This is a genomic window from Streptomyces spectabilis, assembly GCF_008704795.1.
GTDB lineage: Bacteria > Actinomycetota > Actinomycetes > Streptomycetales > Streptomycetaceae > Streptomyces > Streptomyces spectabilis.
The window spans coordinates 1,752,818-1,776,842 of sequence record NZ_CP023690.1; the positions used below are offsets into that span (position 1 = coordinate 1,752,818).

The 24,025-nt window shown below is 72.3% G+C and carries 26 protein-coding genes; 13 read left to right on the forward strand and 13 right to left on the reverse strand.

Translation table 11 applies throughout. The features are described 5' to 3' along the window. Window positions 1-197: 197 nt before the first annotated feature. Together CP982_RS06965 and CP982_RS06970 are read right to left on the reverse strand one after the other, a co-directional pair. Window positions 198-1,007, reverse strand: coding sequence for a lysophospholipid acyltransferase family protein (locus tag CP982_RS06965; protein ID WP_229879472.1), 810 nt, complete (start codon window positions 1,005-1,007; stop codon window positions 198-200). Beyond that, complete coding sequence (locus CP982_RS06970) at window positions 1,004-1,834, reverse strand: GNAT family N-acetyltransferase (RefSeq protein ID WP_150509688.1); 831 nt, start codon at window positions 1,832-1,834, stop codon at window positions 1,004-1,006. Before CP982_RS06970 ends, CP982_RS06965 begins: the two co-directional genes overlap by 4 nt. 315 nt (window positions 1,835-2,149) lie before the next feature. Between CP982_RS06970 and CP982_RS06975 the strand changes: the two genes are divergently transcribed. Both CP982_RS06975 and CP982_RS06980 read left to right on the forward strand, forming a co-directional pair. Next, entirely contained in the window at window positions 2,150-3,373 is a 1,224-nt protein-coding gene (locus CP982_RS06975) for a CaiB/BaiF CoA transferase family protein (protein ID WP_150509689.1), read from the forward strand. Further along, window positions 3,370-4,533, forward strand: coding sequence for an acyl-CoA dehydrogenase family protein (locus tag CP982_RS06980; protein ID WP_150509690.1), 1,164 nt, complete (start codon window positions 3,370-3,372; stop codon window positions 4,531-4,533). Before CP982_RS06975 ends, CP982_RS06980 begins: the two co-directional genes overlap by 4 nt. Before the next feature lie 3 nt (window positions 4,534-4,536). Here the strand turns inward: CP982_RS06980 and CP982_RS06985 are convergent, their stop codons facing one another. Both CP982_RS06985 and CP982_RS06990 read right to left on the reverse strand, forming a co-directional pair. Beyond that, window positions 4,537-5,094, reverse strand: a complete 558-nt coding sequence (locus CP982_RS06985) for a YbaK/EbsC family protein (RefSeq protein WP_150509691.1) — start codon at window positions 5,092-5,094, stop codon at window positions 4,537-4,539. A 65-nt stretch (window positions 5,095-5,159) separates the two neighbouring features. Next, window positions 5,160-5,744 (reverse strand): helix-turn-helix domain-containing protein, encoded by a 585-nt coding sequence (locus tag CP982_RS06990; RefSeq protein ID WP_150509692.1) that lies wholly within the window; start codon window positions 5,742-5,744, stop codon window positions 5,160-5,162. 112 nt (window positions 5,745-5,856) lie between these two features. On the opposite strand from CP982_RS06990, the gene CP982_RS06995 reads away from it, so the two are divergent. Beyond that, complete coding sequence (locus tag CP982_RS06995) at window positions 5,857-6,723, forward strand: DMT family transporter (protein WP_150515364.1); 867 nt, start codon at window positions 5,857-5,859, stop codon at window positions 6,721-6,723. 24 nt (window positions 6,724-6,747) lie between these two features. On the opposite strand, the gene CP982_RS07000 is transcribed toward CP982_RS06995, so the two are convergent. Beyond that, window positions 6,748-7,533 (reverse strand): acyltransferase, encoded by a 786-nt coding sequence (locus tag CP982_RS07000; protein WP_150509693.1) that lies wholly within the window; start codon window positions 7,531-7,533, stop codon window positions 6,748-6,750. A 138-nt stretch (window positions 7,534-7,671) separates the two neighbouring features. Here CP982_RS07000 and CP982_RS07005 point away from each other — a divergent pair, with 138 nt between their 5' ends. Continuing rightward, a complete protein-coding gene (locus tag CP982_RS07005) occupies window positions 7,672-8,208 on the forward strand; it encodes a gamma carbonic anhydrase family protein (RefSeq protein WP_150509694.1) in 537 nt (178 codons plus the stop codon). A 64-nt stretch (window positions 8,209-8,272) separates the two neighbouring features. Here the strand turns inward: CP982_RS07005 and CP982_RS07010 are convergent, their stop codons facing one another. From CP982_RS07010 to CP982_RS07020, 3 genes are all read right to left on the reverse strand, one after another. Beyond that, window positions 8,273-8,911, reverse strand: coding sequence for a DedA family protein (locus tag CP982_RS07010; RefSeq protein WP_150509695.1), 639 nt, complete (start codon window positions 8,909-8,911; stop codon window positions 8,273-8,275). Between the two features lie 100 nt (window positions 8,912-9,011). Then, the gene (locus tag CP982_RS07015) at window positions 9,012-9,455 is read right to left on the reverse strand and encodes a DUF6234 family protein (RefSeq protein WP_150509696.1); all 444 of its coding nucleotides are present in this window, start codon (window positions 9,453-9,455) and stop codon (window positions 9,012-9,014) included. 88 nt (window positions 9,456-9,543) lie between these two features. Continuing rightward, window positions 9,544-10,002 (reverse strand): DUF4442 domain-containing protein, encoded by a 459-nt coding sequence (locus tag CP982_RS07020; RefSeq protein WP_184925782.1) that lies wholly within the window; start codon window positions 10,000-10,002, stop codon window positions 9,544-9,546. An 82-nt stretch (window positions 10,003-10,084) separates the two neighbouring features. Here CP982_RS07020 and CP982_RS07025 point away from each other — a divergent pair, with 82 nt between their 5' ends. The 4 genes from CP982_RS07025 to CP982_RS07040 all read left to right on the forward strand — a co-directional run bounded on the left by CP982_RS07025 (window position 10,085) and on the right by CP982_RS07040 (window position 14,699). Beyond that, entirely contained in the window at window positions 10,085-11,074 is a 990-nt protein-coding gene (locus CP982_RS07025; protein WP_150509697.1) for a DUF8017 domain-containing protein, read from the forward strand. 66 nt (window positions 11,075-11,140) lie between these two features. Continuing rightward, window positions 11,141-12,169, forward strand: coding sequence for a DUF8017 domain-containing protein (locus tag CP982_RS07030; RefSeq protein WP_150509698.1), 1,029 nt, complete (start codon window positions 11,141-11,143; stop codon window positions 12,167-12,169). Window positions 12,170-12,364: 195 nt separating this feature from the next. Continuing rightward, complete coding sequence (locus CP982_RS07035) at window positions 12,365-13,441, forward strand: DUF8017 domain-containing protein (protein WP_150509699.1); 1,077 nt, start codon at window positions 12,365-12,367, stop codon at window positions 13,439-13,441. 883 nt (window positions 13,442-14,324) lie between these two features. Next, the gene (locus tag CP982_RS07040) at window positions 14,325-14,699 is read left to right on the forward strand and encodes a nuclear transport factor 2 family protein (RefSeq protein WP_144002062.1); all 375 of its coding nucleotides are present in this window, start codon (window positions 14,325-14,327) and stop codon (window positions 14,697-14,699) included. 150 nt (window positions 14,700-14,849) lie between these two features. On the opposite strand, the gene CP982_RS07045 is transcribed toward CP982_RS07040, so the two are convergent. The 3 genes from CP982_RS07045 to CP982_RS07060 form a co-directional block, all read right to left on the reverse strand. Further along, a complete protein-coding gene (locus CP982_RS07045; RefSeq protein WP_150515366.1) occupies window positions 14,850-15,695 on the reverse strand; it encodes a spermidine synthase in 846 nt (281 codons plus the stop codon). 177 nt (window positions 15,696-15,872) lie between these two features. Further along, entirely contained in the window at window positions 15,873-17,051 is a 1,179-nt protein-coding gene (tuf, locus tag CP982_RS07050) for an elongation factor Tu (RefSeq protein WP_150509700.1), read from the reverse strand. Window positions 17,052-17,369: 318 nt separating this feature from the next. Next, window positions 17,370-18,074, reverse strand: a complete 705-nt coding sequence (locus CP982_RS07060) for a DNA alkylation repair protein (RefSeq protein ID WP_150509702.1) — start codon at window positions 18,072-18,074, stop codon at window positions 17,370-17,372. 49 nt (window positions 18,075-18,123) lie between these two features. Between CP982_RS07060 and CP982_RS07065 the strand changes: the two genes are divergently transcribed. Next, window positions 18,124-18,828: a TVP38/TMEM64 family protein gene (locus CP982_RS07065; RefSeq protein WP_150509703.1), complete on the forward strand. Its 705-nt coding sequence runs from the start codon at window positions 18,124-18,126 to the stop codon at window positions 18,826-18,828. Window positions 18,829-18,871: 43 nt separating this feature from the next. Here CP982_RS07065 and CP982_RS07070 read toward each other — a convergent pair whose 3' ends face one another. Beyond that, window positions 18,872-20,041 carry a thiolase family protein gene (locus tag CP982_RS07070; RefSeq protein WP_150509704.1) on the reverse strand — a complete coding sequence of 390 codons (1,170 nt, stop codon included), beginning with the start codon at window positions 20,039-20,041 and terminating at the stop codon, window positions 18,872-18,874. A 131-nt stretch (window positions 20,042-20,172) separates the two neighbouring features. On the opposite strand from CP982_RS07070, the gene CP982_RS07075 reads away from it, so the two are divergent. The 3 genes from CP982_RS07075 to CP982_RS07085 all read left to right on the forward strand — a co-directional run bounded on the left by CP982_RS07075 (window position 20,173) and on the right by CP982_RS07085 (window position 23,103). Then, on the forward strand, window positions 20,173-20,643 hold the full coding sequence (locus tag CP982_RS07075; protein ID WP_150509705.1) for a winged helix-turn-helix transcriptional regulator: 471 nt from the start codon (window positions 20,173-20,175) through the stop codon (window positions 20,641-20,643). Window positions 20,644-21,063: 420 nt separating this feature from the next. After that, window positions 21,064-21,936, forward strand: a complete 873-nt coding sequence (locus tag CP982_RS07080; RefSeq protein WP_150509706.1) for an undecaprenyl-diphosphate phosphatase — start codon at window positions 21,064-21,066, stop codon at window positions 21,934-21,936. A 552-nt stretch (window positions 21,937-22,488) separates the two neighbouring features. Further along, window positions 22,489-23,103: a GntR family transcriptional regulator gene (locus CP982_RS07085; protein WP_150509707.1), complete on the forward strand. Its 615-nt coding sequence runs from the start codon at window positions 22,489-22,491 to the stop codon at window positions 23,101-23,103. 127 nt (window positions 23,104-23,230) lie between these two features. On the opposite strand, the gene CP982_RS07090 is transcribed toward CP982_RS07085, so the two are convergent. Then, window positions 23,231-23,461, reverse strand: coding sequence for a DUF7848 domain-containing protein (locus CP982_RS07090; RefSeq protein WP_150509708.1), 231 nt, complete (start codon window positions 23,459-23,461; stop codon window positions 23,231-23,233). Between the two features lie 220 nt (window positions 23,462-23,681). Between CP982_RS07090 and CP982_RS07095 the strand changes: the two genes are divergently transcribed. After that, complete coding sequence (locus tag CP982_RS07095; RefSeq protein ID WP_150509709.1) at window positions 23,682-23,942, forward strand: GntR family transcriptional regulator; 261 nt, start codon at window positions 23,682-23,684, stop codon at window positions 23,940-23,942. The last annotated feature ends 83 nt before the right edge of the window (window positions 23,943-24,025 follow it).

A 24,025-nucleotide genomic window follows, 5' to 3' on the forward strand; every position in this document is an offset into this window, starting at 1 on the left:
GCACGGATTTCCGACGTGAACGTGGACAGTGAATCGAACGTCACTGGAATGGTGATTCTGCCGTCAACTTGCAGCTGTCGCCAGAGAAGAATTTCGCCATTCGGCAGCGCCCCGGAGAGGTGCGGGGAACTGTGCGAACCAACCAGGAAGGACCCGCTGGTGGGCAACGGCCGGTCGTGACCATCGCGGCACGGCGCTCAGCGCACGTGACCCCGAGGAAGGCCCGGCAGCGGGCGGCAGCCCGTGACCGCGGTCCACGCCTCCTCGGCAAGCCCCTTCCGGTCGCTTCCGTACAGCGGCGCGTGGGCCAGCACCCGCACGCTCAGGTCCCGCGCCCCGACCACCCTCCGCAAGGACGTGCCGAACCCCTCGTCCCCCAGGAACGCCGCCGCCGTACTGCCCGCGCCCGCCGCCTCGTACGCCACGGTCACCGGGCGCACCGCGGCGCCCGCGTCCACGGCCGCCTGGAACGCCGCCCGCCGGAACCGGCCGCCGGAGACCGAGCACCAGGTCGTGGCCTGGGGGAAGACGAGCACGGACCGCCCGTGGGCCAGCGTCTTCGCGAGCTCCCCCACCATCAGGGGGAGTTCGCGCCGGCCGCCCTCCCGGTCGATGAACTGCGTGCCGAGCCGCCGCGCGAGCGCCCCGACGACGGGCCACCGGCCCACCTCCCGCTTGGCGACGAAGGCGACGGGCTCGACGGCGAGCAGCGCCACCACGTCCAGCCAGGAGATGTGGTTGGCGACGACGAGCGTCCCCGCGCCCCCGCCGGGCACGGTCAGCGGCACGGGCCCCGCGTCGAGCCGTACGCCGAGCGCCCGCAGCACCCGCCGGGCGCGGACCCGCGCGGCGTCGCCGTCGCCGAGCCCGTCGCCCAGGGCCAGGCTCCGCCCGAGCTCGTGCGCGAGCGCCGCGTACCGCCGCGCGGCCTCGGCGGCGCCCGCGCGCGACGCGGCAGGCCGGGCGCAGGTCCGCGGACAGCCCGCGTCCACGGACCAGGGGTTCACACGGCCCCCCGGGAGCCCTCGTCGCCGAGGAAGAAGCGCCGGTGCCGCTCGTTGAGCCGCTGGGTGTCGAGCAGCACGAAGAAGTCGGCGGAGTCGAAGTCGGGGTCGTGCGCGGGCGCCCCGCACATCCAGGCACCCAGGCGCAGATAGCCGCGCAGGAGCGGCGGCAGGTCGGCGTACGTCGGCCGGTGTCCGGCGCGCTCGTCGGGCGGCGTCCACGGCCGGTGCGGGTGGACGCGCAGCTCGGGCGGCGAGGCGTGCTTGGCGGTGCCGAGCAGCCAGGCGCTCGCGGCCGCGGCGCCGCCGTCGGCCAGCGGCACGGAGGCGCAGCCCGCGAGGAAGCGGTGGCCGGAGAGCAGGACGTAGCGGGCAAGGGCCGACCACATCAGGTTGATGACGGCGCCGGAGCGGTGGTCGGGGTGGACGCAGGACCGCCCGGCCTCGACCGTCGCGGGCCGCAGCGGTGCCAGGGCGCTCAGGTCGAACTCGCCCGCCGAGTAGGAGAGTTCGCCGCGTCCTGGCGGGATGAGCCGGTAGGTGCCGACGACGGCGCCGGTCGTGGTCTCGGTGACGATGAGGTGGTCCGCGAGTTCGTCGAAGGCGTCGACGTCGTGCCCGGGCAGGGGCGTGTCGAGGGCGGCGCCCAGCTCCTCGCCGAACACCTGGAAGCGCAGGCGCTGGGCGGCGCGGATCTGCCCCTCGGAGTGGGCGATGGAGGGGACGTAGGCGGGGCGGCTTCCGGCGGCCGGAGCGGACGTGGACGGCAGCGGCGGAACGGGCGTCGCGGGAGTCGCGGGAGTCGCGGGAGTCAATGGTGTCGCGGGCATGACAGTACGTTCTCCGTTCGACGGGGAGCTTCGTTGAACTGCGACGGAGGGAACGGGCGGGCACCCACTCAGCACGGTGACCGCCCCGGCTGAACTGCGCACGAGGTCCGCACGGCGGATCGGGCCGACCCTCGTGAGCATCAGGTGAACGGCGGCGGCCTCTGTCCGCGCCCCGGCTTCCGCGAGCTGCCGGCGCCAGGGCCGAGGGGCACCGGGCACACGCCCCGTACCGGGCCGGGCGGACGCCCCGTACCGCGTCGGGTCGTTGTCCCGTACAAAGAGTCACGGACGCCCGAGGGAGGATGGAGCCCCGCCATGCCGCACCCCCTGCCCCTGACCGGCATCACCGTGCTCAGCCTTGAGCAAGCCGTGGCCGCGCCGTTCGCCACCCGTCAGCTCGCCGATCTCGGCGCACGTGTGATCAAGGTGGAGCGGCCGGGCGGCGGTGACTTCGCGCGCCGCTACGACACCACCGTGCACGGCCACGCCAGCTATTTCGTCTGGCTCAACCGCTCCAAGGAGTCGATCACCCTGGACGTGAAGTCCGCGGCCGGGCGGGAGGTGCTCGGCGAGCTCGTCGCCGGAGCGGACGTGTTCGTGCAGAACCTCGCGCCGGGCGCGGCCGCCAGGATCGGCCTGTCGGCCGAGGAGCTCCAGGCCCGCCACCCCGCCCTCGTCACCTGTGCGATCAGCGGCTACGGCACGTCCGGGCCCTGGGCCCACCGCAAGGCGTACGACCTGCTCGTGCAGTGCCAGACGGGGCTGCTCTCCCTCACCGGCACCCCGGAGGAGGCCGTGCGCGTCGGCATCTCGGTGGCCGACATCGCCGCCGGGATGTACGCGTACAGCGGCATCCTGTCGGCCCTGTACACGCGGGCGACGACCGGCCGCGCCCCGGCGGTCGAGGTGTCGCTCTTCGACGCGCTCGCGGAGTGGATGAGCCAGCCCGCGTACTACACCCGCTACGGCGGCACCCAGCCGCCGCGTGTCGGCGCCCGGCACGCGACGGTCGCGCCGTACGGCGTGTTCACCGCGCGCGACGGCACGGAGGTCCTGTTCTCGGTGCAGAACGAGCCGGAGTGGCGGGCGCTGTGCCGGGTGTTCCTCGGCCGCCCGGAGCTGGCGGGCGATCCGCGCTTCGCCACGGGCCCGGCCCGCGTCGCGCACCGCGAGGCGCTCGACGGGATCGTCGCGGCGCGGTTCGCCGCCCTCGACGGCGAGGAGGCGGTGGCCCTGCTCGACGCCGGCAACATCGCCCACGCGGGCGTCAACTCGGTCGCCGACTTCCTGGAGCACCCCGCGCTGACCGAGCGCGGGCGCTGGCGGGAGGTCGGACTCCCGGACGGCGCGCCCCCGATGCGGGCCCTGGTGCCGCCCGCCGGGCTCTCGGGGGTGCGCCCCCGCATGGACCCGGTCCCCGCGGCGGGCGAGCACACGGAGAAGATCCTGGCCGAGCTCGGACGCGGTCCTGACGACGTCGCCCGGCTGCGCGCCCGGGGCGCGCTCGGCGCGCCGGGCCCCGAGGGGGCGGGCGCATGAGCGCGCTCGAAGGGCTGCCGCCCGCCGAGCGCCTGGTCGTCACCACGGTGCGGGACTTCGTGGACCGGCGGGTCCGGCCCGTCGTCCGCGACCTGGAGCACGCCGACACGTATCCCGAGGCGCTCGTCGAGGAGATGAAGCGGCTCGGCGTGTTCGGGCTCGCGGTCCCGCAGGAGTACGGCGGGACGCCCGTGTCGACGCCGTGCTTCGTCCTGGTCACCGAGGAGCTGGCGCGCGGCTGGATGAGCCTCGCGGGCGCGATGGGCGGCCACACGGTCGTCGTGAAGCTGCTGCTGCGCTTCGGCACCGACGCGCAGCGGGCGCGCTGGCTGCCGCGCCTCGCCACCGGCGAGGTCCGCGCGGCGATGGCCCTGACGGAGCCGGACGGCGGCTCCGACCTCCAGGCCCTGCGCACCGTGGCCCGGCGTGAGGGCGCCGGGTACGTGGTGAACGGCGCGAAGACCTGGATCACCAACGCCCGCCGCTCCGGCCTGTTCGCCCTGCTGTGCAAGACCGACCCCGACGCCGAGCCGCGCCACCGGGGCATCTCGGTGCTGCTCGCCGAGCACGGCCCCGGTCTGACGGTCGCGCGGGACCTGCCGAAGCTCGGCTACAAGGGCGTGGAGAGCTGCGAGCTGCTCCTCGAGGACTTCCGCGCGGGCCCGGACGCGCTGCTCGGCGGGGTCGAGGGGCGCGGCTTCGGCCAGATGATGCACGGCCTGGAGACCGGGCGGCTCCAGGTGGCGGCGCGGGCGCTCGGCGTGGGCCGCGCCGCGTTCGAGGACGCGCTGCGCTACGCCCAGGAGCGCGAGGCCTTCGGCAAGCCGATCTGGCGCCACCAGTCCATCGGCAACTACCTGGCGGAGATGGCGACGTCACTGACGGCGACGCGTCAGCTCACCCTGTACGCGGCGCGCGCGGCCGACGCGGGACGGCGCGCCGACATGGAGGCGGGCATGGCCAAGCTGTGCGCGTCGGAGACGGCCATGAGGATCGCGCTCGACGCCGTGCGCGTGCACGGCGGGCACGGCTACTCGACGGAGTTCGACGTCGAACGCTACTTCCGCGACGCCCCGTTGATGATCGTCGGCGAGGGCACCAACGAGATCCAGCGGAACGTGATCGTGCGTCAGCTCATCGCGCGGGGCGGCCTCGACTGACGCTCAGACCACGCCGAGGCCCTCGATGAGCACGGCGTTCGGCAGGTCCGCGAGCGCCTTGCCGGGCACGATCAGCTTGCCGCGACGGCCGCCGCTGCCGATCAGGACGTGCGGAAGGGCGGTCACGGCGGTGTCCACGAGCAGCGCCCAGCTCGCGGGCAGGCCGATCGGCGTGATGCCGCCGTACTCCATGCCGGTCTCGCCCACGGCGGTGTCCATCGGCGCGAACGACGCCTTGCGGGCGCCCAGTTGGCGGCGCACGGCACCGTTCACGTCGACGCGGGTGCCGGAGAGGACCACGCACGCGGCGAGCGTGGTCTCGCCGCCGCGCTTGCCCGCGACGACGACGCAGTTCGCGGACTCCTGGAGCAGCTCGGGGCCGTAGTGCTCCACGAACGCGGCGGTGTCCGCCCACTGCGGCTCGGTGTCGACGTGGATCAGCTCGTCGGCGGGCACGGGCCCGCTCCAGGCGCGCACGGCGTCGGCCACGGGGGCGACGAGCAGGTCGAGGGCCTGGGGAGCGGGGCGGACGACGTCGAAGTTTCCGAGAGGAGCGCGCATGTCCGCACCGTAACAGGGCGGTTCGGCCCGACCGGGGCCGGAGGCCGCGCCGTGGCGGCGGCTGCTCAGTACGACCCGGCGTGCGCGGGCGGCACCGCCACGGACATGGTCATCTCCACCGGTTCCGCGCCCTTGTTGTGGTAGCCGTGCGGGACGTTGGCCTCGAAGGTCACCGAGGACCCGGTGGGCACGAGGTGCTCCGCGCCGTCCACGACGAGCGTCAGTTCACCGGCCCGTACGTGCAGCAGCTCGATGGTGCCGGGCGGGTGCGCGTCGGAGTCGCTGCCGTCGCCGGGCATCAGGCGCCACGACCACAGCTCGAAGGGGCCGCGCGCCTCGGCGCCGACGAGCAGCGTGGTGCTGGAGCCCGCGTCGGTGGACCACATCCGCACCATCTGCTCGGGCGGCACGACGCGCACGTGCGGGCCCTGCTCGTAGTCGAGCAGGGTGGTGATGCTGATGCCGAGGGCGTCGGCGAGCTTGACGGTGATGCCGACGCTGGGGTTGGTGCGGGCCTGCTCGATCTGGATGATCATGCCGCGGCTGACGCCGGAGCGGGCCGCGAGGGCGTCGAGCGTGAAGCCCCTCTCGCCGCGCCAGCGCTTCAGGTTCCGCGCGAGCGACTGCGTGAGCTGGTCGAGATCCGACACATTCCGTCCAATATTTTGGATGACAGGGTTCACTGTACTGAACTACGGTGTGGTGCACCCGAAGGCTCCCGATGGTTCACCACACTGTACTGCGAGGTTCCCCGTGCCAGGACTGACAGCGCTGTTCGCCCTGGCCACCAGCCTCATGTGGGGCCTCGCCGACTTCGGCGGCGGACTGCTGACCCGGCGCATCCCCGCCCTGACCGTGGTCGTGGTGTCCCAGTGCGTCGCGGTGGCCGTCCTCGGCGTCGTGGTGGTCGCCACCGGCAGCTGGACCGAGTGGGGGCCACAGCTCTGGTTCGCCGTCGGCGCGGGCCTGGTGGGGCCGGTCGCGATGCTCGCCTTCTACAAGGCGCTCGCGCTCGGCCCGATGGGCGTGGTCTCGCCGCTCGGCTCCCTCGGCGTCGTGGTGCCGGTGGGCGTCGGCCTGTTCCTGGGCGAGCGGCCGGGCCCCGCGCAGTTCGCGGGCATCGCCGTGGCCGTCGTCGGCATCGTCCTCGCGGGCGGGCCCGAGCTGCGCGGCGCGCCCGTGCGGCGCCAGGCGGTCCTGCTCACGCTGCTCGCGGCGTTCGGCTTCGGCGCCGTCATGGCCCTGATCGCGGAGGCGTCGACCACCGTCACGGGCCTGTTCCTCGCCCTGTTCGTCCAGCGCGTCACGAACGTCCTGGCGGGCGGGACCGCCCTGTACGTCAGCGTGCGGCGCGGCGGCAGGGCCCTGCCGGAGGGCACCGGCATGCACATCGTCTGGGCCGCGCTGCCCGCGCTCGCCTTCGTGGGCCTCGCGGACGTCGCCGCCAACGGCACGTACGCGATGGCGGCCCGCAGCGGCCCCGTCACCGTCGCGGCCGTGCTCGCCTCCCTCTACCCCGTGGTCACCGCGCTCGCCGCGCGCGGCGTCCTCAAGGAACGCCTCCGCGGAGTGCAGGCGGCGGGCGCGGGCCTCGCCCTGGTGGGGACGGTGCTGCTCGCCACGGGGTGAGGCGGCACCGGGCGCGGCCGGGCCCTAGGCGCGGCCCTCGGCGTCCGGCACGTCGGTCAGTTCGCCGAGCCCTTCGAGGTCCTCAAGGTCGCCGAGCGCGAGCAGCTGCTCCGGCGTGATGCCCTCCGGGATCGGCACCGGGGCGGGCGTCCGCAACGGCGGCTGCCACCCCCGCTCCGCGCACCACGTCCGTACGACCCGCGCGGGCGCGCCCGCCACCACGGCGTGGTCGGGCACCTCGCCGCGCACCACGGCGCCCGCGGCGACCACCACGTTGCGGCCGAGCCGGGCGCCCGGCAGGATCACCGCGCCCGTGCCGATCCAGCAGCCGGAGCCGATCGTCACCGGCTCCATGCGCGGCCACTGCTTGCCGATCGGCGTGTGCGGATCGTCGTAGCTGTGGTTCGTCGAGGTCACGTACACGTACGGCCCGAAGTAGCAGTCGTCGCCGATCGTCACCGACGTATCGGCGATCACATGGCTGCCGCGGCCGAGGACCACGCCGTCGCCGACGCGCAGGATCGGGTCGGGGCCGAGGTCGAGGTCGGGCATCAACCCCGCGGTCAGCGTGACCTGTTCGCCCACGACGCAGTGCGCGCCGAGCCGGATCCAGGGGGCGCCGAAGACCGTGCCCTGCGGGAAGGCGAGCTTCGTGCCCTCGCCGATCGCGCCGAACTCGAGGCGTCCGGGCCGCCGCGCGGTCACCGCGCCGGTGCGCTGCACCCAGGCCCAGCCCGCGTGGACGGCGCGCTGCGCGACGCCGCGCCGCCACGCGGTGAGGGATGAGAACACGTTCTTGTTCCTGGGCACGCGCTCACGTTACTCAGCCCCGCGCGGGGCGAGCACTCCCCCCACCTGTGATCTTCGCCCCACACCGCCGGGCGGCGACCGGGGTCCCGTACGGTTCGCTCAGGCGCGACGGACGCAACGATCCAAGGAGAGAACGAGATGAGCCACCAGGCACTCGTCATGGGCATCGGCGGCAAGGACCCCCGGATCGACCCGGAGGCGTTCACCGCGCCCACGTCCGTGGTGATCGGCGACGTGACGCTGCACGCGGGCGCGAGCACCTGGTACGGGGCGGTCCTGCGCGCCGACTGCGGACCCATCGAGATCGGCGCCGACAGCAACATCCAGGACAACTGCAGCCTGCACGTGGACCCCGGCTTCCCGGTCACCATCGGCGAGCGGGTCTCGGTCGGCCACAACGCCGTCGTGCACGGCTGCACCGTCGAGGACGACTGCCTCATCGGCATGGGCGCGACCGTGCTCAACGGCGCCGTGATCGGAGCCGGTTCGCTCGTCGCCGCGCAGGCCCTGGTGCCGCAGGGCATGCGGGTGCCGCCGGGTTCGCTCGTGGCGGGCGTCCCCGCCAAGGTGAAGCGGCAGCTGACGGAGGAGGAGCGCGCGGGCATCTCGCTCAACGGCTCGATGTACGTGGAGCTCGCGAAGGCCCACCGCGCCGCGCACGCCAAGGAGGACTGAGCGCCTCCGCGCGCCGGGCGGCGGCCGGGGCGGGCCCCTGCCCCCCCCGGGCCGCCCGCTTCGGCTACGCGGCCGCGGCCTCGCTCGCCGCGTGTTCCTCGGCGGCCTTCTTCGCCCGCCGCTTGACCAGGAGCATCGAGCCGATGCCGAGGAGCACCGCGATCCCGAGGCCGACGTACGAGAAGCGCTTCAGCCAGTCCTCGGCGACCACGCCGATGTAATAGATGACGGCGGTGGTGCCGCCCGCCCAGATGATGCCGCCGAGCACGTTCGCGGTGAAGAACTTCCAGTACGGCATGCGCAGGACGCCCGCGAGGGGCCCGGCGAAGATGCGCAGAAGCGCGACGAAGCGGCCGAAGAAGACCGCCCACATGCCCCACTTCTGGAAGGAGCGCTCGGCGCTGCCGACGTTCGCCGCGCTGAAGTGCTTGGGGAACTTCCGCTCCAGCCAGCCGAGCAGCGGTCTGCCGCCCTTGCGGCCGATGGCGTAGCCGATGGAGTCGCCGATCACGGCCCCGGCGGTGGCGCAGACGCCGAGCACCACCGGGTTCACGTCGCCGTGCTGCGACGACAGGAGCGCCGCGGAGACGAGGACGATCTCGCCCGGCAGCGGAATGCCCAGTGACTCCAGGCCGATGACGAGGCCGACCAGCGCGTAGACGCTGACGGCGGGTACGTGCTCCAGCCACTCCTGGACGTGCAACCCCGGTTCCTTCCGTGCGCGGACGACTCCCCCGGCGCGCGCGATGATCGCGCGCGCCGGGGCAGCCTACCCGCTCACGCCCCGGCCTCCGCGCCCCGCCTCAGCCGCCGGTGGCCGCGCACTCGTCGCTGTCCCCGCCACTGCGGCAGCCCACCTGGCCCGTCCAGGCGGGCGCGGGCCCGCGCACCTCGTCCTCGTGCCGCTGGTACGAGAATCCGGCGAGGACCGCCGCGGCGATCACCACCACCATGAACCCCTGGCTCCACGCGGTCACCGGGGCCCGGACGCGGATCGCCACGACGGTGGCGAGCAGCGCGAGGCCGCCCACGCAGGCGGAGGCGGCGAGATAGCCGTCGAGGCGGTCGAACTCGGCGTCGGCGGCGGGGTCGAAGGTGAGGCCGCTCGCGATCCACACCGCCACGATCCCCGCGAGGACGAGCACTTCGGCCACGAGGAGCCCGACGGCCGCGCCGACATCGGGCCCGGTGTCGGCCCGGGTGCGGGCGGAGGCGTCGAAGGCGGGCGGCGCGATCGGCAGGTCCATGCCACCGATCCTCGCGGCCACCGACCGGGCCCGCCTGAGTACTCCTACTCAGAAGTGCCGGGCCGGCCGAGGGAGTCGACGGTCGCCGCTACTTCGGGTCGTTGGGCCGCAGGGTCCAGGTCACGGTCATCTCACCGGTCACGGCGCCGTCCTCGCGGGTGATGGCGATGGCCACCGGGAACTCGGGGCGCTGCCCCGCGTCGAGCTCGGCGACCACGTCCGCGACCGGACGCCCCAGGGTCGCGGTGGCCTTGACCGGGCCCATCGCGAGCTTCTTGTACGCGATGTCGGCGCTCACGGCGAGCGGCACGGCCCGCGAGAGCTGGGCCCCGAACGCGGCGAGCACGATGGCCCCGCTCGCGGACTCCCCCAGGGTGAACATGGCGCCGGCGTGCGGCCCGCCCACGTGGTTGTGGTACTCCGCCTGGTCCGGCAGCACGACCACGGCGCGCTCGGGCGTCGTCTCGACGAACTCCAGCTTGAGGGTCCGGGCCATCGGCACGGTGGCGGCGAGCATCTCGCCGATCGACATCTGGTCTGCGCTCATGACCGGGATGTTACCCACGAGTAGCGGCGCTTGGCCAGGCTTCCGCGAACAGCCGTTCCCGCCGGGCCTATCGTGGACGCCCATGTGGCCAGGACAAGATCGACCCGGTGGACCCCAGCAGCCGAACCCCGGCGGGGGCCAGGACGCGAACCCGTACCAGCAGCCGGGCTACCAGCAGCCGAACCCCTACCAGCAGCAAGGCCCGGGGCCCTCGCCACAGGAGCCGTGGAACGCGCCGACGGTGTCGGCCGGGCCTCCCGTCCCGCCGGGCGGGGGCGGCCGCAGGACCAAGGTGATCGCCATCGCCGCCGCGGCGGTGGTCGTCGTGGCCGCGGTCGCCACCGGGGCCGTGCTCCTCGGCGGCGGCGAGGACGACTCCGCGACGCCCGGGCCGACCCGGTCCACCGGCACGGCGCCCCGCCCCGCCGAGCCGGAGGACTCCGACGGCCGCGGGACGGACGGCGCCCCCGAGCCGACGGTGCCGGGCTGGAAGACCGTCGTGAACCCCAGGGACGGGCTCGCCTTCGACGTGCCGCCGCAGTGGGACCTGAAGTCGGCCGACTTCGCCACCTGGGTCTCGGAGCACGACGACCCCTCCGACACGCCCCTCGTCGCCATGCTCGCTCCGGCCGTCCTCAAGGAGCGCTGGTGCGCGTCGGACGACGACAAGGACGGCAGGAAGGACCACACGCCCCTCGGCCTCGCGGGCACCAAGCGCAACAAGACCGCGAGCAGCACGGCGGAGATCGCCCGGAACAACGCGACGGCCTGGGTCTACGGCGGCTACGCCCAACCCGACAAGAAGAAGGTGACCACCGGCCCCGCGGAGCCCTACACCACCGCCTCGGGCCTCAAGGGCAGCCTGGTGACGGCCGCTTCCTCCGGCGTCGAGAAGAAGGGCGCGTGCGACACGGACGGCAAGGCGACCACGTTCGGCTTCAAGAACTCCGAGGGCGAGTTCCTCTCCTGGTCCTTCCACGGCGTGAAGGGCGTCAAGGAGGAGATCCCCGACCGGACGGTGCGCGAGATCCTGCGCACCGTGCGCGAGTACCGGGCGCCGCAGAAGCACTGACGGACCGGCGGTCCGCCCCGGGGTGGTTGTGAACACGTCAGCCAGCCACACGTATGGTTACCGGCCATGTGGCAAGGACAGCAGCCGCCCGGGGGCGAGCAGAACCCGCAGCAGCAGAACCCGTACCAGCAGCCGGGTTACCAGCAGCCCAACCCCTATCAGCAGCCGGGGTACCAGCAGTCGTCGCCGTACCAGCAGGCCGGGCAGCCCGGCCGGTGGAGCGCGCCGACGGCCCCCTCGGGCGTGCCGCAGGCGTCGGCGGGCGACGGCGGCAGCGGTGGCGGGAACAGGACCAAGGTCGTCGCCATCGTCGCGGCGACGGCCGTCGTCGTGGCCGCGGGCGTGACCGGCTTCCTGCTCCTGGGCGACAAGGACGACGACAAGGGCGGCAAGTCCCCTCAGGCCGACGGCAAGCCGTCCAGGTCCGCCGCCGCGAAGCCCGGTTCCGGCGCGGCCGACGGCGACGACAGCGAGCGCGGCACGGCGGGCGACCCGAAGCCGACCGTCCCCGGCTGGCAGGTCGTGGTGAACCCGAGGTGGGGCACCGCCTTCGACGTGCCGCCCGACTGGGACGTCAGGAAGCCCGGCGCCATCGTCGCGTTCGAGGACGTCAAGACCGGCAAACCGCTGATGACCATGTCGGCGCCCGCGTACTTCAAGTCGAAGTGGTGCACCTCCGACGAGGACAGGGACGGCAGGAGCGAGGACAAGGCGCTCGGCGCGGTCGGCACCAAGGGGGCGAACGGCGCGAAGAACACCGACGAGGTCGCGGTGAACCAGGTCGCCTGGTGGGTGTTCGGCGGCTATACGCAGCCGGACAAGAAGAGCCTGTTCTTCGACGAGAAGGCGAAGCCGTACACCACGAAGGCGGGCATCAAGGGCAGCATCGCGTGGTCCCGCTCGCAGCACACGCCCCAGAAGGGCAAGTGCGCCTCGGACGGCAAGGCGATCACGTTCGGGTTCAAGAACGCCGAGGGCGACTTCGTGGCGTGGAGCCTCTACGGCGCCAAGGGCGTCAAGGAGGAGATCCCGACCAAGACGATCATGAAGATCCTCAGCACGGTGCGCCTGCACGGCGATGCCTCGGAGTCGTGAACCACACCACTCCCCCGCACATCAGGCGCTAGCGGAAGAACCGGGCATTGACTGGCGTACCACGCCGTACGCCGACGTCCGTCCACCGCTTCTTCACCACTTCGTCACGGCTTCGTACGAGGTCCTGCCCGGTGCCCGTCCGCCCGCCGGGCGGGCGTGGCACCTGAGCCCCGGGCCCCTCTATGGTTACTGGCCATGTGGCCAGAACAGCAGCCGCCCGGGGGCGAGCAGAACCCGCAAAGTCCGGGTTCGAACCCATATCAGCAGCCTGGGTATCAGCAGCCCAACCCGTACCAGCAGCCCGGCTACCAGCAGCCGAACCCGTATCAGCAGCCGACCGGGGGGCAGCCCACGGCGGGCCGGCCCACGGGCGGGCAGCCCCAGTGGGGCGCCCCGACGTTCCCGATGGGGGCGGCGCAGCCCGGCGGCCCGGACGCGGGCGGCGGGGGCAACGGCGGCGGCAACCGGACGAAGGTCACGGCCCTCGTCGCTGTGGGGGCCGTCGTCGTGGCCGCGGGCGTGACCGGCTTCCTGGTCTTCGGCGGTGACGACGACAAGTCCGACACGGCGGCCCCCAAGCCGTCCAAGTCGGCCACCAAGAAGCCGAGCCCCAAGCCGTCGGACGACGACAACCCGCGCGGCACCGGCAACGACCCCAAGCCGACCGTCCCCGGCTGGCAGGTCGTGGTGAACCCCAAGTGGGGCACCGCCTTCGACGTGCCGCCGGACTGGACGATCAAGACCCCCGACACCTACATCGGCTTCGAGGACCACAACAAGGGCGACGGCTCCAAGCCGCTGATCATCATGTCCGCCCCCGCCATCTACAAAGAGAAGTGGTGCTCGTCCGACGAGGACAAGGACGGGCGCATGAACGACTCTTCGCTCGCCAGCGTCGGCACCAAGGGCCAGAACGGCGCCAAGAGCACCAAGGAAGTCGCCCGCAACGACTCCGCGTGGTGGGTCTTCGGCGGCTACACCGGCCAGAAGAAGGCCGACAAGAAGAACGTCAAGATCGGCAAGGTGGAGTCGTACACCACCACGTCGGGCATCGAGGGCAGTGTCGTCACCACGACGTCGGTCGGCGACCCCGGCTCGGGCAAGTGCGACTCCAACGGCAAGGCCACGACCCTCTCCTTCAAGAACAGCGCGGGCGACTACGTCGCGTGGACGCTGCACGGCGCGAAGGGCGTGAAGGGCGAGGTGCCCGACACACTGGTGAAGAAGATCCTCGCCACGGTGCGCCTCCACGGCACCGCCAGCGAGTCCTGAGCGTTCCTGACCCCGGGCCCGCCGCTCCCTCCTGACTGTGCCCGCCCGCCCCGATCCGGGGCGGGCGGGCACAGTCAGTTTTCGGGGGAGTTTTCATCCAACTTTCCATGGATTACGCCCGATTTGACGGTCAAATGACATGATCAACCAGCGCGGGCGGCCCACGAGAAATGTCCTGCGCGACGGGACAATCCGACGCGGGGCGCGACCCCCTCGCATGTGACATGCGGCATCCGGCATCCGGCATCCGGCATCCGGCATCCGCGGTGACGTGCCCGCCCCGCTCCGACCGGCCACCCGCCACACACGGGCACGGGCACGGCCACAGATATCGACGACGAGCGCGCCGACCGCTTTCCGGCCATTCAGGAATGCCGGACCATTCGAGACCGCCGAGCACACCCCTTCGAATTCCCTCCGGCCGCCCTTGATTTCGGCGTCGCGCGGAGCCGGAATAGCGGAACTCTCCTATGCTCGTCGGTTTGGCCCAAGACGCTCCCGGAGTACGGCACCACGAGGGAATCGAAGAGTCCGAATGGCGCGGCCATGTCAATCCACTCAAGCGACCGGCGCGAATGGGCTCAGGAAAGCCGTGCGTGCGCGGGAAACCGTTGCCGAATCAGGCGAGGGAGCGCGGGGACATGCAGTCAACCCCCCTGCCACCAGCAGCCATGCGTCGACTGTCAGTTTTGGGCCACGCCCGTTGAGGCAATAAAACGACCCCTTCGAAGAGAACAGCGCCCCCTGTTAGCCTGCCGCGTACTTGTACGGGCCAAGTGCGAGATCGACGTCGCACTGGAGAACTGCGCCATCTTTCGTTACGGCTGCCTGAACCGACCGGGCCGCCCATGTTGACGAAACCAAGGACGGAGACACCCCTGATATGACGGCTCCCACCAGCACGCCGGAAAGCCTGATCCGCCGCTACTACGAGTGCGTCGACCGCCAAGACCCGGCCATGTTCGACCTCTTCCACCCCGCCATACGCTACAAGCGGCCCGGCTATCCCGTGATCGAGGGAATGTCCGAGCTCCGCGAGTTCTACACCAGCCGTCGCGTCATCGCGAAGGGCCAGCACTCCATCGAAGCGCTGTTCCACTCGGACCGCCAGGTGGCCGTCGAGGGCCGCTTCACCGGCACCCTCCGCGGCGGCTCGCACGCCGACCTGTCCTTCAGCGACTTCTTCGACCTGACCGAAGAGGCGGGCACCGTCCTGATCGCGTCGCGCCGCACCTACTTCGACGACACCCGGGTGTGACGGTCCGCCCTCACGAGCTTCGCGCGTACCAACGGCTGACCGACCGCCGTTCCGGGGACAGCGACGGCCTCTCTGCACATGGTGACCACAGCGCACGCGCGATCGCGCCCGCCGGCCGTCACCATGGCGGAGGGGCCCCGTCGGCGCGGGTCAGCCCACGCTGAAGGCCCCGCCCGGCGGCTCCGGCGAAGCCACCGCGTCCCCGTCGCGCACCACCCGCGCCGAACCCACCAGGCGCCGCAGCTCGCCCCCGTGTACGACCCGGGCGGGAAACGCGTCGGCCCGCGCGAGCCGCACCAGCGCGTCGACGTCGAACGGGACGTGCGACGCGACGAGCACGGCGTTGCCGAACCGGCGCCCGCGCAGCATCGCCGGCTCGGCGATCAGGGCGAGCTCCGCGAAACACCCGGCGAACGTGGCCAGTTGGGAGCGCAGGAAGTCGAACGGCGCGCCGTCGGCGAGATTGGCCGCGTAGACGCCGTCCGCGCGCAGGACCCGGTCGACGTCACGGGCGTACGCGTCGGACGTCAGGTGCGCGGGCACGCGCGAGCCGCCGAAGACGTCCCCCACGATCACGTCCGCGCTGTCGGCGGGGGCCGCCTCCAGCCAGGCCCGGGCGTCGGCGCCGTGCAGGCGGATCCCCGCATCCCCGGGCAGGGGCAGATGCTCGACGACGAGCCGCAGCAGCTCGCGGTCGGCCTCCACGACGTCCTGCCCGGAGCCCGGCCGGGTCGCGGCGAGGTAGCGGGGCAGGGTGAGGGCGCCGCCGCCGAGGTGCACGGCGTCCAGCGGGCGGCCCGGCGCGGCGAGCGTGTCCAGGACGTGGGCGAGCCTGCGCGCGTACTCGAACTCCAGGTACGTGGGCGCGTCCAGGTCGACGTACGACTGCGGGGCGCCGTCGACGGTCAGGAGCCAGGCGCGGGCCCGGTCGACGTCGGGCAGCAGCTTGGCGGTGCCGTGGTCGACGACGCGCGTGACGGGCACGGGCTCGGCCACGGACTCAGGCATCGGCTCCGGCTCCGGCTCCGGCTCCGGCTCGGGAGGCTGCTCGGCGTCGGATATCGACGTGGGGTCGGGGGCATCGGCGGGCTGGTCCACCGCCCCATTGTGCCCGCCCCCGCCGGACGCGAGGAGGGCCCGGCCTCCCCAGGCCGAGCCCCCCTCACCGCGACCTCAGGCGACAGCCGTCACCGTGCCGGCGCCCACCGTCCGCCCGCCCTCGCGGATCGCGAAGCCGAGGCCCGGCTCCAGCGGGACGTCGCGGCCCAGCTCCACGGTCATGGCGACCGTGTCGCCGGGGCGGGCCACCGCGGCCTCGCCGAGGTCGATGTCCCCGACCACGTCCGCGGTGCGGATGTAGAACTGCGGCCGGTAGCCCGTCGCCACCGGGGTCGTACGGCCCCCCTCGCGGGCTGACAGGACGTACACCTGCGCGGTGAAGCGGCGGCTCGGCCGGACGCTGCCGGGGGCGGCGACCACGTGTCCGCGGCGGACGGCGTCGCGCGGCACGCCGCGCAGCAGCAGCGCCACGTTGTCACCGGCCTGCGCCGACTCCATGGGCTTGCCGAACGTCTCCAGGCCGGTGACGACCGTCTCCGTGTCGGTGCCGAGGCCCCCGAGGACGTCGACGCGGTCGCCGACCCGGACCGTGCCGCGCTCGACGGCACCCGTGACGACCGTGCCGCGACCGGTGATCGTCAGGACGTTCTCCACCGGCAGCAGGAACGGCGCGTCGACATAGCGCTCCGGCATCGGTACGTACGTGTCGACGGCGTCGAGCAGCGCCTCGATCGCCCCGGTCCACCGCGGGTCGCCCTCCAGCGCCTTGAGGCCCGAGACCCGGACCACGGGCGCGGAGTCGCCCCCGTACCCGTGCGCGGACAACAGGTCGCGCACCTCCAGCTCCACGAGGTCGGTGAGTTCCTCGTCCCCCGCGTCGGCCTTGTTCAGGGCCACGACGATGTGGTCGACGCCGACCTGGCGGGCGAGCAACACGTGCTCGGCGGTCTGCGGCATGATCCCGTCGAGCGCCGAGACCACGAGGATGGCGCCGTCGAGCTGGGCCGCGCCCGTCACCATGTTCTTCACGTAGTCGGCGTGACCGGGCATGTCCACGTGCGCGTAGTGCCGCGTGTCGGTCTCGTACTCGACGTGCGCGATGTTGATCGTGATGCCGCGCTGCGCCTCCTCGGGCGCGCGGTCGATGCGGTCGAAGGGCACGAACGTGCCGGTGCCGCGCGCGCTGAGCACCTTGGTGATGGCGGCGGTCAGGGTGGTCTTGCCGTGGTCGACGTGGCCCATCGTGCCGATGTTCAGATGCGGCTTCGTGCGGACGTAAGCGGTCTTGGACATGGCGGTTCCTTCTCCGGAACTCGAAAGCTGAGGCCCGCGGCGCGCGGCCGTCGGACGGGGACCCCTGGGGCCTGGCCGACCCTCCCCCTACGGGGTCCGCCGGAATGTCCGGGGAGAGTCAGCTTCGGGCGCCGTCGAAGGGAAACGCGGCAGCCTTCGCAGCGACCGCGACCGCGGTCGGAGCTGTGGGAAAGGCGTGCCGGAACATGTCGACGATCATGGCTGACGCGTCGCGCCCCGTCGAATGATTTTCTGCGACGCACCGGTCACGTACGGCAGTTGTGTCCCACGCGCCCCATACGCCCCGCGCGCCCCCCGTCAGCCGCCGATGTTCTTCAGGGCCTCGCGCACGGAGAGCGGCGACAGCGCGTCGCGGTGCCGGTCGACGAAGGTCCGCACCGCGTCCGGGTCGGTCTTGGCGTACTCGCGCAGGCACCAGCCGATGGCCTTGCGGATGAAGAAGTCGGGGTGCCCGGCCTGCCGCGCGCAGTACGCGAAGAGCCGGTCGGCGTCCGTCCGCTCCTTGTAGCGCAGCTGGTGGAGCAGCGCGGTGCGGATCACCCACAGGTCGTCGTCGGTGCTCCACGCGTCCATGTCGGCCGTCAGCTCCGGGTCGGCGGCGACGAGCCCGCCGACGACGTGCGCGGCCAGCAGGTCGACGGTGTCCCACCAGGGGACCGTCGTCACGAGGTGCCGGGCCACCGGCAGGAAGCCGGACGAGCAGCGCTTCACGTGCCGCCGCAGATAGTCGACCGCGAAGTAGTGGTACTCGCGCTCGGGCAGCCGCCAGCACCGCAGCGCGAGCGCCGTGCAGTCGGCCTCGTCGGGGCGCGGAGTGCCCGCGAGGACGGCCCGCGCCAGCTCCCGGCGCACCCCGGAGGCGAGGCCGAGGAACGGCGCGACGTCCTTCATGTACGCGCGCATCTCCGCGGCCCGGACCGGATTGGCTGCCTCCGCATAGCTCGCGGTGAGCCGGTCGAGGACCGTGTCGGCCAGGGTGCTGCGCGGCACTGTGACGCTCATGAGACGCACCATACGGCGATCAGACACATGCGTCGGTTAGTCTCCCCGGATGCTCGACACCGCCGCCACCCCGCCGCAGGGCCTCGTCGTGCGCTGCACCCGGGTGCTCCTCTCACCGTGGTCGCGGCTGTCCCTGCTCGTGCTGCTGCTCGTCGCGGCGGCCACGTGCGTGCTGCTCTTCGAGCCGCAGCGGCTGCTCGCCGACGGCTGGCCGCCGGAGCTGACCGGGACGGCCGCGGTGTGCGTGTTCGCGGTGGCGTACGGCACGTGCACGGTGGCGTTCGTGCCGCGGCCGCTGCTCAACCTCGCGGCGGGCGCGCTGTTCGGCTCGCAGGCGGGGCTCGCCGCGGCGGTCGCGGGCACGGTGCTCGGGGCGGGCGCCTCCTTCGGGCTCGGCCGGATCCTCGGCCAGGACGCGCTGCGGCCGCTGCTGCGCGGCCGCTGGCTGAAGGCGGCCGACGGCCAGCTCAGCCGCCACGGCTTCCGCTCGATGCTCGCGGTGCGCCTCTTCCCCGGCGTGCCGTTCGCGGCGGCCAACTACTGCGCGGCCGTCTCCAAGATGGGCTGGCTCCCCTTCCTCCTGGCCACGGCGCTCGGTTCGGTGCCGAACACGGCCGCGTACGTGATAGCGGGTGCCCGCGCCGACACCCCGACCTCCCCGGCGTTCCTGCTCGCGATGGGCTTCATCGCGGTGTCGGGTCTCGGCGCCGCGGCGGTGGCCTGGCGCAAGCGTCACCGCCTGCGCGGGAACTGACCGGACGGCCCGCCGCTCGGCGGCCCGGGCGCGGCCCCCGACGTCACACGGCTTCCAGGACGGTCGCGTTGGCGAGACCGCCCGCCTCGCACATCGTCTGCAAGGCGTACCGCGCCCCACGGGCCCGCATGGCGTGGACGAGCGTGGTCATCAGGCGCGTCCCGCTCGCGCCCAGCGGGTGGCCGAGGGCGATGGCGCCGCCGTGCGCGTTCACCTTCCGCTCGTCGACTCCGGTCTCCCGCAGCCAGCACAGGACCACGCTGGCGAACGCCTCGTTGACCTCGAACAGGTCGATGTCGTCGAGCGTCAGGCCGGCCCGGCGCAGCACCTGCTCGGTGGCGGGCAGGATGCCGGTGAGCATCAGGAGCGGGTCGGAGCCCGCGACGGCGAAGCTGTGCAGACGGGCGAGCGGGCGCAGGCCGAGCCGGGCGGCGTTCTCGCTGGTGGTGATGAGCACGGCGGACGCCCCGTCGTTGAGGGGGCTGGTGTTCCCGGCGGTGACCGACCAGTCGATCTGCGGGAAGCGCTCGGCGAACGCCGGGTCCTCGTAGGCGGGCTTGAGTCCGGCGAGCACCTCGGGCGTGGTGGCGGGGCGTACGGACTCGTCGCGGGTGACGTGGCCGAGCGGCGCGACCTCCGCGTCGAAGAGGCCGCCCGCCCAGGCCCGGGCCGCCTTCCGGTGCGAGCCGGTGGCGAAGACGTCCATCTCCTCCCGGCTGATGGACCACTTCGCGGCGATGAGCTCGGCGCTGACGCCCTGCGGGACGAGCCCCTCGGGGTAGCGCTCGGCGATGCCGGGGCCGAAGGGGTCGGCGCCCGCGGGCACGTTCGACCACATCGGTACGCGGCTCATCGACTCCACGCCGCAGGCGATCGCCATGTCGTACGCGCCCGCGATCACGCCCTGCGCGGCGAAGTGCACGGCCTGCTGGGACGAGCCGCACTGGCGGTCGACGGTGGTGGCGGGCACGGACTCCGGGAAGCCCGCGGCAAGGGCGGCGTACCGGGTGGTGTTCATGGCCTGCTCGGCGACCTGGTCGACGCAGCCGCCGATCACGTCGTCCACCCGCGCCGCGTCGACTCCGCTGCGCTCGACGAGGGTGCGCAGGGTGTGGGCGAGCAGGTCGACGGGGTGGACGTGGTGGAGGGAGCCGCCCGGCTTCCCCTTGCCGACCGGGGTGCGTACCGCTTCGACGATGACGGCGTCGCGCATGAGGGTGCCTCTCGGACAGGCCGGGCCCTGTGCCCGGCGGCCTGCGAATGAGTTTGAAAACTGGACGCACTTGCGTACTCCACGGTAACCAAGTGAGTTTGATTTTCCAACCCACCCGTAGACTGGCTTTCATGCCATCCACCAAGGGCCCGCGCCCCTGCGCCATCGCCGACACGCTCGCCCTGGTCGGCGAGAAGTACTCCCTGCTCGTCCTGCGCGAGGTCTTCCTCGGCGCCCGGCGCTTCGACCAGCTGGCCCGCAACACGGGCGCCCCGCGCGACGTCCTGACGGCCCGGCTGCGCCGCCTGGTCGACGCGGGCGTCCTGGAGAAGGCCCGCTACAGCGAACGCCCCCAGCGCTTCGAGTACCGGCCGACACCGGCGGGCCTGGAGCTGGAGTCCGTCCTGATGACCCTGATGGCGTGGGGCGACCGCCACCTCCGCCCCGACGACGGCCGCCCCATGCTCGTCGAGCACGCCTGCGGCCGGACGCTCACGCCTGTGGTCACCTGCGCCCACTGCGGCACCGAGGTCCGCCACGAGGACCTGACGGCGCATCCGCAGGTGCCGGGGTGGACGGTGACAGGGCCTGCGGGGGTGTGAGGGACGGCCCTCGGCGACGGCGGGAGCATCGCGTACGGACGTACGGACGCCTACTGTCCGACGGCCTGCTGAGGGATCACAGGTGGCGGACAGGCGGCCGAGGGATGGCGAGCGGCGGACGCCGGAGTGCACACATGGTGGCGGCGCGGCGCGGGTGTGGCACGGGGGGGGCGGCCCGGCCGAGGCATTCGGCCGCTTAGAAGCGGCCCTCGCGTGGGGGCGTAACTTTGTGGCGCTACGCTGCCCCCGGCGAGGCACGTGATCCCCTGTATCAGCTGGATCAGCACCCCCTTCCTGCCCGACCACCACACACAGGCCGCACCACACCGCACCGCCCTCGCCGCCCCGGTCCCCCTTCACCGCTTCTGACCGCCACCACACGGGTCAGCGCACGATCAGTAACTGGACGGCGCAGTTCTCATGTCTTGGCTCGAATCGTTCATCCTCGGACTCGTCCAGGGACTGACCGAGTTCCTCCCGATCTCCTCCAGCGCGCATCTGCGGCTGACCGCGGCGTTCGCGGGCTGGCACGACCCGGGTGCCGCGTTCACGGCCATCACGCAGATCGGCACCGAGACCGCCGTCCTGATCTACTTCCGCAAGGACATCGGCCGCATCCTGCACGCGTGGTTCGGCTCCCTTGTGGGCAAGGTGCCGCGGTCCGACCACGACGCGCAGATGGGCTGGCTCGTGATCGTCGGCTCGATCCCGATCGGTGTGCTCGGCGTGACGCTCAAGGACCAGATCGAGGGCCCGTTCCGGGATCTGCGGCTCATCGCCACGACCCTGATCGTGATGGGCATCGTCCTCGGCTTCGCCGACCGCCTCGCCGCGCGCGACGAGGTCGGCGGCAAGCACCGCGCGGTGCGCGAGCGCAAGGACCTCAAGCAGCTGAACATCAGGGACGGCCTCATCTACGGCCTGTGCCAGGCCATGGCCCTGATCCCCGGAGTCTCCCGCTCCGGCGCGACCATCAGCGGCGGCCTCCTCATGGGCTACTCCCGAGAGGCCGCGGCCCGCTACTCCTTCCTCCTCGCCATCCCCGCCGTCCTCGCGTCGGGCGCGTACGAACTCAAGGACGCGGGCGAGGGCCACGTCTCCTGGGGCCCGACCATCTTCGCGACGATCATCGCCTTCGTCGTCGGCTACGCGGTCATCGCGTGGTTCATGAAGTTCATCACGACCAAGAGCTTCATGCCCTTCGTCTACTACCGGATCGCGCTGGGCATCGTGCTGTTCATCCTGGTGGGAGCGGGTGAACTGAGCCCGCACGCGGGAGAGTCGGGGGACTAGCGGGGGGCATTTCGGGCTACCTTCAACGGCCACTTAGCGTGTAGTTACGCGCAGAAACTCGCCCTTACTCGTAGCTTGGCGGAGCGTCTTGCGGGCCGGTTCTCCCAAAGTTCTCCCAGTCGATCACGCAGGCGCGCGAAACCGCCCTCCGGCCGGCCCACTTGGGAGGTGGACTGGCAAGCCGGAGGGCGGCAACATGACCGACAGCGGCGTCGGCCACTACCGCCCGTCTGCTCCTAGCGGGTGCCCCAGCAGACGGGCGGTGCCTACAAGGGACGCCGTACCAACGGCGCCCCTACCAACCCATTGGGCCCCATTTCCCCTCCCTTGATCGCGGGACCACTCGTGCGGCTCACCATGCGCTCGCCAAGGGGGTGCGCGGGCGAAGGATGAACCCGTCGGTTCCACGGAGACCTGAACCCCGCAGCGCCGAAGCCTCTGTGCAATTGCCTCTGGCTCAGGCCAGACTGCTTACGGGCTACTGGATATATCCAGTACTCCGCCTACTTCATACCGTCAGGCCTCACGTCATGATCGACGCCAGGGGTCCCGATGTCGGAAGCGAAGCACCGCCGCATCGCAGCTGACGTCCGCCGCCGCATCGCAATTGGCGAGTGGCAGCCAGGACAACCCCTACCCTCGCGTACCCAGATGGCCAGTGAATATCGGGTGCACCCTCAGACGATGCGTCTGGCCTACGTCCTTCTGCGCCGCACGGGAGTTCTTGAGGGCGAGGAGCGCAGTCACGTCTACGTGGCGCATCCTCCTGCTATGCGCACCCTCACGGACCCGGACGCGCCGTGGCCGTATTCCAGCGAGACCACCGACACCCGCCCGCGCCCCGCCACGGAAGAGCTGGCTGAGCGCCTTCGGGTTGCGCCGCGGACGGTGCTGCAGCACGAGACGGTGGAGTGCCTGGATCCGGGCGGCAGGTCGGCGATGCTGGTGTCGACGTGGTGGCGCGGCCGGCGTCGGCGGCACGCGTCGTTCGTGGCCGAGTTGGGCGTGGTCAGCCTGGGTGTGGAGCAGGCGCATGCGCTGGGGTTGCTGGTGGATGCCTTGGCCTATCGGGTGGTGCGGACCCGCCTGGATGAGCATGGCGCCCCCGTGGAGACTGCGGATCTGATCCTGCCGATGGACAGGTGGACGATCCGGCTTGCTGGTTGAGAGGCCGCCGAGCGGGGCCCGGGCCCGGCGGCGGTCCACTCAGTTTCGTAGATATATGCATATGCCGAGAAGGGTGTGTGCCACAAGGGTCGCGACGCGACCGTCACACCCCGTGTGAAACCGGAGTTCAGGCGTCCTCTACTGCGGGTGTGGCGCGCAGGTAGGCGACTGCTATCTCCTGGAAGTCCCGGTGTCCAGTGGCGGCGGCGTGCCGGAGGGCCCACTGCTCGGGGCCGAGCTGGCCGGGGCTGTCGCCGGATGCGGCGGAGCAGGAAGCGCATTCGATGCGGCGTTGGAGCGGCTGCTCGGGGTCGGTGCCGAGGCTCCAGTCGACGTACCGGTAGGCGGCTCGCGTCACGGCCGGACCTCCCGCTGTCCAGCGGTCTGGCGCGCCTGGGGTTGATCTCTACGCTGGTCCATTGTCGACGCTCCGTTCGTCGGCCATGCCCCCGGGCCGTGACCGCGGTCGCGGGGGTCTGTGATGGTGATGGACCACGGTACCGCTCTATACCGCTATATGGAGCACCATGCCGCTACCTGCGGTTTCAGGGTGTGACCGGCCGCTTTACGTTGACGTCATGAGTGATCAAGAGCCGGTGGTGGATCCGTCCCGGCCCGTGTACGTGTACGTGCAGGTCGCGGATCATCTGGCTGCGCGGATCGCGGCGGGCGAGATTCCCGCGGGCGCCAGGCTGGCCGGTGAGCGGGAGCTTGCGGACGAGTACCAGGTCGCCATCGGTACGGCACGGCGGGCGATCCAGGAACTGCGGGACCGCGGCCTGGTGGTGACGCTGCCGTCGAAGGGCACCTACATCACGGAGCCGCCTGCGGCTGGATAGCCGTGGCCGCTGTCAGACCCGGGTCGTAGGCTGGTGCACATGCCCCCCTCTCCCCCATCTCGCGGCTGCGTGCGCTCTGTTGA